At 31.4% G+C, this 11,904-nt stretch carries 12 protein-coding genes; 2 read left to right on the forward strand and 10 right to left on the reverse strand.

The window, feature by feature from the left end; all coding sequences use genetic code 11:
• Nucleotides 1-106 precede the first annotated feature (106 nt).
• A complete protein-coding gene (locus tag MARIT_RS04390) occupies nucleotides 107-697 on the reverse strand; it encodes a hypothetical protein (protein WP_024741635.1) in 591 nt (196 codons plus the stop codon).
• Between the two features lie 196 nt (nucleotides 698-893).
• On the opposite strand from MARIT_RS04390, the gene MARIT_RS04395 reads away from it, so the two are divergent.
• The gene (locus MARIT_RS04395) at nucleotides 894-2,453 is read left to right on the forward strand and encodes an IS1182 family transposase (RefSeq protein ID WP_100210874.1); all 1,560 of its coding nucleotides are present in this window, start codon (nucleotides 894-896) and stop codon (nucleotides 2,451-2,453) included.
• Nucleotides 2,454-2,553: 100 nt separating this feature from the next.
• Here the strand turns inward: MARIT_RS04395 and MARIT_RS04400 are convergent, their stop codons facing one another.
• The 8 genes from MARIT_RS04400 to MARIT_RS04435 all read right to left on the reverse strand — a co-directional run bounded on the left by MARIT_RS04400 (nucleotide 2,554) and on the right by MARIT_RS04435 (nucleotide 8,765).
• A complete protein-coding gene (locus tag MARIT_RS04400; RefSeq protein ID WP_024742449.1) occupies nucleotides 2,554-2,937 on the reverse strand; it encodes a hypothetical protein in 384 nt (127 codons plus the stop codon).
• Nucleotides 2,934-4,055: a hypothetical protein gene (locus MARIT_RS04405; RefSeq protein ID WP_157926188.1), complete on the reverse strand. Its 1,122-nt coding sequence runs from the start codon at nucleotides 4,053-4,055 to the stop codon at nucleotides 2,934-2,936. The genes MARIT_RS04400 and MARIT_RS04405 overlap by 4 nt, the downstream gene beginning before the upstream one ends.
• A gap of 1 nt (nucleotide 4,056) precedes the next feature.
• A complete protein-coding gene (gene tssD / locus MARIT_RS04410; RefSeq protein WP_100210876.1) occupies nucleotides 4,057-4,563 on the reverse strand; it encodes a type VI secretion system tube protein TssD in 507 nt (168 codons plus the stop codon).
• A gap of 161 nt (nucleotides 4,564-4,724) precedes the next feature.
• Entirely contained in the window at nucleotides 4,725-5,087 is a 363-nt protein-coding gene (locus tag MARIT_RS04415; RefSeq protein WP_100210877.1) for a DUF1493 family protein, read from the reverse strand.
• Nucleotides 5,065-5,598: a hypothetical protein gene (locus MARIT_RS04420; RefSeq protein WP_024742478.1), complete on the reverse strand. Its 534-nt coding sequence runs from the start codon at nucleotides 5,596-5,598 to the stop codon at nucleotides 5,065-5,067. Before MARIT_RS04420 ends, MARIT_RS04415 begins: the two co-directional genes overlap by 23 nt.
• Nucleotides 5,599-5,890: 292 nt before the next feature.
• A complete protein-coding gene (locus MARIT_RS04425) occupies nucleotides 5,891-6,331 on the reverse strand; it encodes a hypothetical protein (RefSeq protein WP_157926189.1) in 441 nt (146 codons plus the stop codon).
• Nucleotides 6,331-8,016, reverse strand: coding sequence for a type VI secretion system tube protein TssD (gene tssD / locus MARIT_RS04430; protein WP_024742456.1), 1,686 nt, complete (start codon nucleotides 8,014-8,016; stop codon nucleotides 6,331-6,333). The genes MARIT_RS04425 and tssD (MARIT_RS04430) overlap by 1 nt, the downstream gene beginning before the upstream one ends.
• 179 nt (nucleotides 8,017-8,195) lie before the next feature.
• Nucleotides 8,196-8,765: a hypothetical protein gene (locus MARIT_RS04435; RefSeq protein ID WP_024742457.1), complete on the reverse strand. Its 570-nt coding sequence runs from the start codon at nucleotides 8,763-8,765 to the stop codon at nucleotides 8,196-8,198.
• 243 nt (nucleotides 8,766-9,008) lie between these two features.
• Here MARIT_RS04435 and MARIT_RS04440 point away from each other — a divergent pair, with 243 nt between their 5' ends.
• Nucleotides 9,009-10,568: an IS1182 family transposase gene (locus MARIT_RS04440; protein WP_100210878.1), complete on the forward strand. Its 1,560-nt coding sequence runs from the start codon at nucleotides 9,009-9,011 to the stop codon at nucleotides 10,566-10,568.
• Between the two features lie 103 nt (nucleotides 10,569-10,671).
• Here MARIT_RS04440 and MARIT_RS04445 read toward each other — a convergent pair whose 3' ends face one another.
• Nucleotides 10,672-11,874, reverse strand: coding sequence for a hypothetical protein (locus MARIT_RS04445; protein ID WP_100210879.1), 1,203 nt, complete (start codon nucleotides 11,872-11,874; stop codon nucleotides 10,672-10,674).
• Between the last annotated feature and the right edge of the window lie 30 nt (nucleotides 11,875-11,904).

The following is an 11,904-nucleotide window of genomic DNA, read 5'->3' on the forward strand; positions in this document are numbered from 1 at the left end:
AGCTTGCAGGTAACGGTCCGCAAATAAGCTTTGGCGGCCTCTCGAATATAACACTTTTGCCGCTAAAGTTTATTTGCTGTTATAGGCATTTCATTTCTTTGTACTGCTAAAACCGATCGACAAGAGCTCTCATCTTTTTTCCAAGACCCACTCTTCTTTCGTATTCGTGCTCTACTTTTAATTGCCGCTGCAAATCGATATGTTCATTAGCGGCTGACTTAAACAAATCTGAATTGTATGTTTCATTCAACCAATTTGTGAATTCAGATAAATCTTCGTCTGCATTGGTATAATTGAAACAGTTTAGATATTCAATTCCTGCGATATTTGAACCTTCGTACTTCTCAATCTGACTTATTTTATCTCCCAGAAATTTATCGATTATGTAGGTGTTTGATGAGAATGTTTCAAATAATTTTCTGTTTGCTTCTTTGAGTTTTCTGGAATAAAACAATACGATAGTGCATTCAAACAGGAATTCCGGGAATCCACCATCATCCGGAAAATTTTTGTAGAACCAGTTTATATACCTTTTGCCGCCCGAATAATCTTTTAGTTTGATATAATATCCAAGGGGCAAATATCGAAGTCCTCGACTATCATCATAAAAACCACCCCAGCGCTTTTTGTCAGCGGCTAATTCGGATTTGATTTTCTTAATTTTTAGCCGAATGCGCTCTTGTTGTTTTTCAGTCATGGTTTGCAGTACTTTTTAGTTGCCTACGTTCTCGGCTATTAGTTTTTGCGTGAATTTAGGAATAAATTTTCTAAGAAAAAACTTAGGATTGAAAATCCGCGAGGATTTTCATAAGTAGCCTAAACTTAGCAAGTACTTATAACTATTGTGCCTGTTGCACAAGTCGAAGATATAGAATAATTGTTTATCTTAGTTTATGCAAGGCAAGAAAATCTACCAGGAGAAATTATTTCACAACTTTCAATTAAGTGACCGAGTACCTAAAACAAACTTTTATAGGCGCTTAGCAGCAGTTTTAAATTTAGATTATTTGTATTCATCTACCAAAAAGTATTATGGTACAAGCGGTCAAAAAGGTATTGATCCAGTTGTTTTTTTCAAACTTTGTTTAGTGGGCTATTTAGAGAATATTATTAGTGATCGCAAGTTAATATCTCATTGTAGCATGCGCTTAGATATTTTATACTTTATAGGTTATGATCTCGATGAAGAATTACCATGGCATTCTACGATCAGTCGTACGCGACAATTATTTCCAGCATCGATATTTGAATCCGTTTTTACACAGGTATTTTCCATGTGTGTAGATAAAGGTATGGTAAGCGGTCATACCCAAGCAATCGATTCTGCTCCTGTAAAAGCAAATGCTTCTATGGATAGTTTAGAATTAAAAGTACCAGAACAGGATCTAGAGTCACATATTGCGGCTATAAGACATATAAGCATAGCAGATCAACCCAATTTTAGAAAAGCCAAAATCAACAAGGCTTCTGGTTTTGAGAAAACGATCACCGCTAACAAATCAGCATTACAAGCTATAAAATCTCGCAATAAAAAGTGGGCTAACGAACAAAATTACAGGGTTGGAGCAGGAAATAAGAACAGTAAATATACTAGCAACAAAACCCATTACAGTCCCACAGATCCAGATGCCCGTATAAGTGTAAAGCCAGGTAAGGCAAGAAAATTAAATTATCTGAGTCAGTTAACGGTAGATAGCGCTAATCATGTAATTACAGATATAAGCGCTTATCACGCTTGCGGGAAAGACAACCAACAACTACAAGATATTACCAAACGAGTACAACAGCGTTTATGGAGAAATGGTTTGCTATGGCAAAACTGTGTGGCCGATACCGGCTATAGTAGTGGGGAGAATTATGCTTTTTTAGAACAGCATCAACTCATTAGTTATATTCCTCCTCATGGAACTTACAAAGGTTGCCCTGATGGCTTTACCTATGAGAAGCAAAAGGATCACTTTACTTGTTCCAGAGGGATTATTATTCCTTTTAAAAAAGTGTTTTTAGATCACCGAACAAAAACCAAGAAAAAGGAATACAGGGCTAGTAAAAAAGTATGTTTAGATTGTCCATTAAGAAAACAATGTTTAAAAAAATCACAGGAAAAACGGATTACCATTACTTATTATAGAGAGGAATATGAGCGAAATAACAGCAGGATAAAAAGTCCACTAGGACGAAAAATGAAAGCCACAAGACAAAGTACTGTAGAGCCTGTTTTTGGGACACTAACCCAGTTCATGGGGTTACGAAAAATAAATACTATTGGTTTAATACAAGCAAATAAGGTAATGCATATGGCTGCCATCGCTTATAACCTAAAGAAGTACCTAAATTTTATAGCAAAAAAGGTAAAAAGTGACCATAGAGTATCATTTTTGATTTTATTCAATACAAACGTCTTTAAAAACAAACAGCGGTTGGTTTTGAGCTCATTCTATTTTAGTTTTTGAAGGTCTCCTAAAAAAAACAAAAGCCCTAAAAAGGGCTTGGTTTTATATCTATTTTCGTAAAATTATAGGCTTGTGCAGCGGTTACCATTGTTAGGCAACGTTATTTTTTAATCAGATTTAGAATTATTGAATCCATTTCAACTATATTGTTTTTAACTTTCCATTTTCTTATATCTACAGTATCTGTTTTATATCCTTCTTTTTTAATAATCATAGTGTGTGAGTAATATGGACGTTTGTATTTATGAGGCTTGTTAAATAAATAGGTTATAATTTCTTTTTTTATCACAAATCTACCTTTTTCATCACTATAAACAGCCTTTTCTCCATTACAATCACTATTTAAACAATCAATAAAAACTATTTCCACATCATTTATAGGAATTCTGTTTTTATTATAGATAGAACCACTTATTTTAGGTCTTAATACATACTTTTTCGTACAAGAAGTAAGAAGTAGTATTAGAAGGATATATCTCATCATTTTAATTCTAATTTAGTTAACCAAATTAAGCTAAGAACATCTTTTTCAGAAGCAATTACTTTTCTAAAATCTGGAGCATATACTTCATCGAAATATTTCATTAAATCAATTTCACCCGACGGATACTTTAAACCTGCGTTTTCGGATTGAAGTATTGTAGAAGTCTCTTTATGTTTTTTCGAATAAATATGTCCTCCATAAGCTAACAAAACTTCATGACCTATTTCATGTGCAGAGGTTTCCCTAAATAAATCTGTTGCAAAAGTTAAACTTCTATATCTCCAATCTGATGATAAGTTATACCAACTAGAAAAGTCTAAATATCCTATATTGAAATATAAAATCCTTGATAATTCCCAATTTCTTGACCTACCAGGACTTCCATTTGTTACAAATTTGGTTGACAAAGGAGCTATAGCATTCTCTGTTGTATTAATGGCATTTACAAAAACTTCATAAAGTTCTCCGTTAATATCTACATTTTTAGCAATAAAGTGATTTTTATTTCTTCCCCAATGATAGCTTAAGCCTTCTAAAGCTAATTGCTTTAAATCTTTAAAACTTTTGGTTCTTGATTTTATTGGAGGTTTTCCATATCTTTTGATATCTTTTTCAGGTATTTTCTTCCAAGGGCAAACTGTTTTTATTGAAGAGTATTGACCAGAACCTACTTGTGTGCAGTCCTTTTCTGTACCAATTTCTCCACCATCCTTTAAATTAACCCGAAGAGTTACATCAATTCGTTTGGTGTTTTTGTTGATTTTAACATCTACCCATTTAACTTCACTATACTTAGCTGTAAACTCTACTCGTTTTCTGCTATAATTTTCTTCATTATCTATGGCTATCGTATAAATATTTAAATCTTTAGCCGTTGTAAAAACAGCACTATCATAGATACCATTACTATCAAAACCATTCCATTTCCAACGGTGCTCTCCTTTTGTTAGTTTAGAAGAATCTGTTATTTTTTCTTGGTAAATAATTTTTCCGCCGTCTCTAATTTGTATGGTTAATTCTACAGCGTCATTTCCTTCAATTAAATAAGAAACCTGTATAAAATCTCTGTCTTTTTTTCCTTTGAAATCAGGAATTCCTAATGGTATAAAATAAGGCATATTATAAAATTTTTGGGGTGGCATTAAATGTATTAGTTAAGTCTTGAAAAGGAGACTCTTTTTTTGTTGGCGGTTTCCAGTTTTCGCGCCACGATTTTATATAAAATGTATCTTTATAATATTGTATGGCTGCTGAAAAAACTACACTGGTTTGTATTTCCCATTGATTACTAAAATTTTCTTGAAAATAGATAATTGTACCATCTACAAGTTTATATTTAAAAAGAATACTTCCATTAAAATCGCCCTTATAAAAAACTATTTCGGCTTCTTTTAGGATATATAAGCATTTAGGGTATTCTGTTTTTCCGTCTTCCATTCTGTTGGCAAACATCCAACTAAGTATCATTTCTTCATTTCCTTTTGGCGTAAAGGATACAGTTGCTAAACCTCCCATAGTTTCAGAGGCAGGTTTTCCTGTAACACGAGTCTCACGATAATAAGTTATATCAGTATTATTTAGTTCCCATTCATCTTTGCCAATACATAATTTTGCTACTGTGTTCATTGGGTTCGGTTTTAATGTTGCCTAACGGTCTCGGCTATGAGTAGTTGCGTGAATTTAGGCATAAATTTTCTAAGAAAAAACTTAGGATTGAAAATCCGCGAGGATTTTCATAAGTAGTAGGGAAGTAGCAAGTACTTATAGCCCTTGTTAGCATAAGTACTTTATTCGTCCATATCTATCCAATGACCTAATTCTATAACCTTGACAAGATGCTCAAGAGTTAAATCATATTGTTCTCTGTAATCCTTTTTACCCGTCATAAAATTGAAAATAGAAATAAAGTTTATTAATCCAAACCCCTCGTCATCAAAATATCTTGGCCTGTTTTCTTTTTCTTCATAATCAATTTTAAAATAATCTAAAAAATTTTCTAAAAACTCTATTCCATCATCTCCTGTTATACCTAAATCTTTTTCTAATCTAGTCTCAGGAGTCATTTTTTCTTTATTTCCCCAATATTCTTGGATTATAAAATCAGTCAGTTTGTTAAATATTATTTGATTATTTTTCATCAGTAATTTCATTAAATTGAACTTGAGTGTTATAAAAAATTACACCTAAGTCATAGGCTAAAACGCCCCATCCAATAAAAGGAGTTGCTCTGCCAATAAACCTTCCTATTATTTTGGTCATCGTTACCTTCATCCCATTTCCCCCTATTATTTTAGGGACTCCAGTAACTGTCGGTAATCGAACAGGCGATTTTCCTGGTATTTTAGAAAGATATTTTGAAGCAACAGATGTATTTTTAGTGCTTCTTTTTCCATCAAGTTTTGCTCTTGTAGGAATAAATGGCTGACCTGATAGTACTGCTAAAAGACCTAGTACATCTTTTATACCAAGTTGTTCCGCAGTTTTATAAGCTAGAATTGCAATGTATAGTTTATATTTAGTATTATACCATTTACCTTCATATTCCCATAATCCAGGTTTAAAAGGCTCAATCCTATTTAAATAAAATTCGTTTCTAAGTTCCTCTCTGAATTGATAAGATTCATAACTTAAACTTGTGGTATCAAATGTTGATTTAATCATTTTCTCGTATTTATGCTAACGGTCGCGTATAAGAATAGTAGCGGATTAAAACACACTTACTTTTCGATTAATTACAGACCTTTTTTATGTTTACTTTATTTCGTTTTAGCGATTAAACCGCTATTATTTTTATACATTGTTAGCAACTGGCGTTATTCAAACTGTTTTTCTGTTTCAAGGGGCAAATGAATAGTACCAAGATGTTCGTTTGCTGTTCTGTCTACTGCTTCTCTGAATTTTTGTATATATATACTGCATTTCGTTAAAAATATTATTAGGCTAACTATAAAATTTAATCAATAGGTCTGTTTTTATGATGAAGTTCTATTAATTTATCATGACTTAAACCATTTATTGAGTCTTGTTCTAAGATTATAATTATTGGATTAGTTAAATTATCAACCATAATTTTCTTAGGAAGACAACCTTTATTTGCTGCATATATATAGGATTTTTCAGTAATTAATTCAGATTTAAAATCATAAAAAGTAAAATTCCCATCAAAATCAGAAGCAGAATATGTTTTAATAGAATCATTATAATGTAAAAGTAAAATAGCAGAATGAAATTTTTTAGGTTCAGGAATAGGATATATTTTACCTGATAAATATTTTATCTTTTCACTCTCTTTTTGCTTATTTTGTATCGAAATAGGCTTAACCTGATAATCATGAATTTTTTTTGAGCATGATAAACTTATTAATAAAGCAATATATAGAAGAACTGTTTTCATTAATTTGAATAATATTTTTTTGCCTCTTTGAACATAACATCCCATTGCCATCTATAAAAACTTTTGGCATCATTATAATAATCCATGAAATTATCCGTCCCACTTTGCGTAAACTTATATGGGTTTTTGTCTCCAATAGAATAAGTGTCTTCAAGAGTTTGAATGTTTTTGGTTAATATCCGTATATTGTTGTTTACTATTTTTCTGCCTTTTTCACTTAAATTCTTAATCAGATATTCCTCCTGTTCTTTTAATTGCCTCTTGTATGTTTTAACTTTATTTATTTTTTCCTCCGTTTTATCATAATGCCCATCCTCAATAAAAGTATGGGTAAGTCCTAATGCATGACCTATTTCATGGGTGAAATCAGAAATTTTACCTGCATTAACATACATGAAAACATAACTCCAATCAAGAGGTATTAACTTTGAATCTCCTGCTTGATTTCTTTCATGATTTTTGGCTATTAAAAAAATTGAAATACCACTCTTAAAAATTATTTCCTTTTCAAACTTTTCAATTATCCTACTTTTCCCTTTTTTAGACAAATTCGTCCCATTATAATCATCTTCCCCAAAATCATCCAAAGAAATTATTGGTGCATTATCTAAATTATTCGTTAAATATGGTTTAATAAAAGCCTGATTGAAAGACCTATTTTGAAGAAAATCTTCTAGGTTATTTATTCTATCATTAAATAGTCCTTTTAGCTTATCAATATGTCTGCTTTCAGAAGCCAAAACAAGATTTATTGACAAGTTAATTATCTCATCATTCTTAACCACATTAATAGCCCCAACCTTTTTGTCATTCTTATCAAGTAAATTAATCATTACATCACTACTCAAAGGCGAATCACAGATAACTTTTATTTGTTTGCCATCTGCCTCACTTACTTTTACTTGTTTAGGCTCAAATCGTATGCTATTTTTAGCAGGGAGTTTTATGATGTCATCATTCTTTGCAGTTCCTTCTTTTTCTTTTATACTTAATTTAAGGATTACACCTTCTTGGTTAGGGAACATGCTTAGGCTTGGCACAAAGTATTCTTTCTCATGTATTGAAGTTGGGAAATACTCCTTTTTAAGTTTTTCTTGGTTATTACAGATTCCTTTTGCTCCACCTTCTTTGTCTAAGTAATTATCACGCATCCAATCAAAACCAAATTCGCCATTGTATGTGCCAAGTCTTTCAAATCTAGCTATAAATTTCAAATTTGTTTTTTCTTCTTGCTTCTGCTCAACAATAGGAGACTGGTATGTTTCTTCTTCAATAGGTGTTACATGCCACCATCTATGGATTTTACAGCCGTAGTCTTGTATTGCAGGGGAAATAACCATTTTTACCATCATTCCACCTCCATTTGAATCAAAAGTTACTTTGTAATAAACAATAGCAGCATCTTTAAATTGCCATTTCTTTAAAATGTCTCCATTAGCATCATAAAACATAACTTTACCATCATCTAAGGGATAACCTCTTTTGTATAGTTCATAGTTTATGGTTAGCATACGTTCTAAAAGTCTTGAATGTGCTTCTCCATAAGGAAATTCAAAGTAAAGTAACCCTCCTTGATTATAAAAGACAGGAATACCCTTATACCTATCATAATCTTTTTTGTAAACAGTATCTATATAAAAAAGGTCTATATTAAGACCCAAAAAGTGTAATGTTGAATTTGCCATTTATTACTTTATCTTTTTGCGTTATATTTGGTTTAGCTTGTTGCTAACGTTCTCGGCTATTAGTTTTTGCGTGAATTTAGGAATAAATTTTCTAAGAAAAAACCTAGGATTGAAAATCCGCGAGGGTTTTCATAAGTAGTAGGGAAGTAGCAAGTACTTATAGCCCTTGTTGTAACACGTTATTTTTTATTATTCAGCGGAAATGTAATTCCGACCGCAAATGCTCCAGCATACTGTTCGATAGATGGTTGTAAATAATAAGCAAACCCTAAATCAACGTTATTATTTTTCCCCAATTCAAGTCCAAAGGATAATGGAATATGGTAAATAATTCCGCTTTTCTCTATGTTATCAAATACCGTTAGTGTTTCAAATTTTCCAATAGAAGTTCCTATTCCGATTTCAATATAAGGTGTTACCCAAGGAATAGGTGCTCTAACTCTTGCTTTTCCTCCAAGCAAAAACGCTTCTGATTCCGCTTTTTCATCGGTTGGATTATCATTAAGGTCTTTTCCGTTTGAACTTGTCAAAATAAAACCAGCATATGGTCTAAATTCAATCCAAGTTTTTACTTTAAGGATTAATTCGCCCTGTGCAAAAAAACCATCATTTACAATTTTATCAATACTATTATTTGGCGCGCTCAATCCATATCCGATTTGAGCATTTATAGATTTTTCTTTGATGAATTGTGCTTCAGCTAAATTTGAACTAAGGGCAATTATTAATAGTATTAAAGTTTTTTTCATAATGTGTTACAACGTCTCGGCTATGGTTAGTACGGGAATTAAAAGTAGTGAATTTCCGATTAAGCACTTAGCCAAAACTTTTTATTTTGTTTTATCTTTTTTGTTCTAAAGCCAAATCAAAAGATTTGGCGGAATTAGTAAAAATGTACTAAACTTTGAGTTAAGCACCAAAACCCGTATTAACTATAGCCATTGTGCCTGTTGCACAAGTCGAAGATATAGAATAATTGTTTATCTTAGTTTATGCAAGGCAAGAAAATCTACCAAGAGAAATTATTTCACAACTTTCAATTAAGTGACCGAGTACCTAAAACAAACTTTTATAGGCGCTTAGCAGCAGTTTTAAATTTAGATTATTTGTATTCATCTACCAAAAAGTATTATGGTACAAGCGGTCAAAAAAGTATTGATCCAGTTGTTTTTTTCAAACTTTGTTTAGTGGGCTATTTAGAGAATATTATTAGTGATCGCAAGTTAATATCTCATTGTAGCATGCGCTTAGATATTTTATACTTTATAGGTTATGATCTCGATGAAGAATTACCATGGCATTCTACGATCAGTCGTACGCGACAATTATTTCCAGCATCGATATTTGAATCCGTTTTTACACAGGTATTTTCCATGTGTGTAGATAAAGGTATGGTAAGCGGTCATACCCAAGCAATCGATTCTGCTCCTGTAAAAGCAAATGCTTCTATGGATAGTTTAGAATTAAAAGTACCAGAACAGGATCTAGAGTCACATATTGCGGCTATAAGACATATAAGCATAGCAGATCAACCCAATTTTAGAAAAGCCAAAATCAACAAGGCTTCTGGCTTTGAGAAAACGATCACCGCTAACAAATCAGCATTACAAGCCATAAAATCTCGCAATAAAAAGTGGGCTAACGAACAAAATTACAGGGTTGGTGCAGGAAATAAGAACAGTAAATATACTAGCAACAAAACCCATTACAGTCCCACAGATCCAGATGCCCTTATAAGTGTAAAGCCAGGTAAGGCAAGAAAATTAAATTATCTGAGTCAGTTAACGGTAGATAGCGCTAATCATGTAATTACAGATATAAGCGCTTATCACGCTTGCGGGAAAGACAACCAACAACTACAAGATATTACCAAACGAGTACAACAGCGTTTATGGAGAAATGGTTTGCTATGGCAAAACTGTGTGGCCGATACCGGCTATAGTAGTGGGGAGAATTATGCTTTTTTAGAACAGCATCAACTCATTAGTTATATTCCTCCTCATGGAACTTACAAAGGTTGCCCTGATGGCTTTACCTATGAGAAGCAAAAGGATCACTTTACTTGTTCCAGAGGGATTATTATTCCTTTTAAAAAAGTGTTTTTAGATCACCGAACAAAAACCAAGAAAAAGGAATACAGGGCTAGTAAAAAAGTATGTTTAGATTGTCCATTAAGAAAACAATGTTTAAAAAAATCACAGGAAAAACGGATCACCATTACTTATTATAGAGAGGAATATGAGCGTAATAACAGCAGGATAAAAAGTCCACTAGGACGAAAAATGAAAGCCACAAGACAAAGTACTGTAGAGCCTGTTTTTGGGACACTAACCCAGTTCATGGGGTTACGAAAAATAAATACTATTGGTTTAATACAAGCAAATAAGGTAATGCATATGGCTGCCATCGCTTATAACCTAAAGAAGTACCTAAATTTTATAGCAAAAAAGGTAAAAAGTGACCATAGAGTATCATTTTTGATTTTATTCAATACAAACGTCTTTAAAAACAAACAGCGGTTGGTTTTGAGCTCATTCTATTTTAGTTTTTGAAGGTCTCCTAAAAAAACAAAAGCCCTAAAAAGGGCTTGGTTTTATATCTGTTTTCGTAAAATTATAGGCTTGTGCAACGGTTACCATTGTTATGCGCTTTTTTTTATAGGATATTATCAATTATATTTTTCATTTTTTTCAGTGAAGTGTCAATATTTTTAATTTCTAATAGAGCACTTTTAATTTCCATACCATATTCATTTTTAAGAAATTCTATTAAAGTTGTGTTTTCATTCTTAATTAATTTTGTAGTAAGTTTTATATTTTCATTCACTCTATCTTGGTTCATTGAAAGAAAAATAGATGTAACAATAACTAATATAAAAACTCCCATAGTAAAAAATGAACTTATTTCATTAATCCGAGCTAAGACACTTTGAGGTTTTATTAATTCAATATCTCCAAAAGTTATTGTTTTTAATGTGTAATAAAAGAAATCAAATTTTGGTAAATTCCCAGTATAAATAAAATTAGATGTGTCAATTTTATAAAGTTGAAAATTTAAAAAAGTAAAAAAAATAATTGAATATAGAAGAAATATTATAGCACTAAAAATCCAAGAAACTAAGTAGGCTTGTCTACCTCTATGTCCATTTAACCTATCAGTAAGAAGTTCAATGGCATAGTTACTCATTACAGTCCTTTTAATTTCAGCTTTTTTTCGTGATGAAATGTCAAGTTTCTTGTCTCCGTCTTGTCTTATTATTGATTTCATCAGGATTGAAGTTTCAATGCTTCTATTGTCTATTATAACTTTGACAGTATCTTCAATTTCCTTACCAAAAAGAGAAGGCTTTTTAAATGATTTTTTTAAGAATTTATATATGTAATTTAAATAAAAATATGAAAGGCAAATAATTGATAGCCATCTTGTCCATTCTTCTTTAATGGTTAATAGAAAAACTAATGAAAATAAAAAAAAGGCAATATTGAAAGCAAAAATTTTAGGTTTAGATAATTTTGAATAAATATAATTCACATAGTTACCCAAAAGATAAATTTTACCAACACTCAAAACTGTTTTTGGGATGAACCAAAATATCATTAGAATTGGATAAAAAATATAAGCTAATATATAATACCATTTAATTGAATAAAGGTAAATAAAAAGAAAAGCAAGATAGCTAATAGGTAAACTAATTTGTAGCCACTTTAAGGATTCTGGAAAATTTCCAATTATAAGTAAATCAATTCTAAAAATAAACAATAAAATTCCTACAATCCAAAATAAACTAAAAGCAATATGTTTTTTTAAAAAGCTTATCTCTATTTTTCTACTTAAATCAATATTTAAAAAGTCAGGCATTGTTAGTTTTTTTTTCTTTTTTTTGAAAGT

The sequence above is a fragment of the Tenacibaculum maritimum NCIMB 2154 genome, from assembly GCF_900119795.1.
In the GTDB taxonomy this organism is placed as follows: Bacteria; Bacteroidota; Bacteroidia; order Flavobacteriales; family Flavobacteriaceae; genus Polaribacter; species Polaribacter maritimus.

Excerpts from the sequence above, each read along its gene's own strand:
- MARIT_RS04390 (WP_024741635.1), bottom strand. The coding sequence starts at position 697 with ATGACTGAAAAACAACAAGAGCGCATTCGGCTAAAAATTAAGAAAATC.
- MARIT_RS04395 (WP_100210874.1), top strand. The coding sequence starts at position 894 with ATGCAAGGCAAGAAAATCTACCAGGAGAAATTATTTCACAACTTTCAA.
- MARIT_RS04400 (WP_024742449.1), bottom strand. The coding sequence starts at position 2,937 with ATGATGAGATATATCCTTCTAATACTACTTCTTACTTCTTGTACGAAA.
- MARIT_RS04405 (WP_157926188.1), bottom strand. The coding sequence starts at position 4,055 with ATGCCTTATTTTATACCATTAGGAATTCCTGATTTCAAAGGAAAAAAA.
- tssD (WP_100210876.1), bottom strand. The coding sequence starts at position 4,563 with ATGAACACAGTAGCAAAATTATGTATTGGCAAAGATGAATGGGAACTA.
- MARIT_RS04415 (WP_100210877.1), bottom strand. The coding sequence starts at position 5,087 with ATGAAATTACTGATGAAAAATAATCAAATAATATTTAACAAACTGACT.
- MARIT_RS04420 (WP_024742478.1), bottom strand. The coding sequence starts at position 5,598 with ATGATTAAATCAACATTTGATACCACAAGTTTAAGTTATGAATCTTAT.
- MARIT_RS04425 (WP_157926189.1), bottom strand. The coding sequence starts at position 6,331 with ATGAAAACAGTTCTTCTATATATTGCTTTATTAATAAGTTTATCATGC.
- tssD (WP_024742456.1), bottom strand. The coding sequence starts at position 8,016 with ATGGCAAATTCAACATTACACTTTTTGGGTCTTAATATAGACCTTTTT.
- MARIT_RS04435 (WP_024742457.1), bottom strand. The coding sequence starts at position 8,765 with ATGAAAAAAACTTTAATACTATTAATAATTGCCCTTAGTTCAAATTTA.
- MARIT_RS04440 (WP_100210878.1), top strand. The coding sequence starts at position 9,009 with ATGCAAGGCAAGAAAATCTACCAAGAGAAATTATTTCACAACTTTCAA.
- MARIT_RS04445 (WP_100210879.1), bottom strand. The coding sequence starts at position 11,874 with ATGCCTGACTTTTTAAATATTGATTTAAGTAGAAAAATAGAGATAAGC.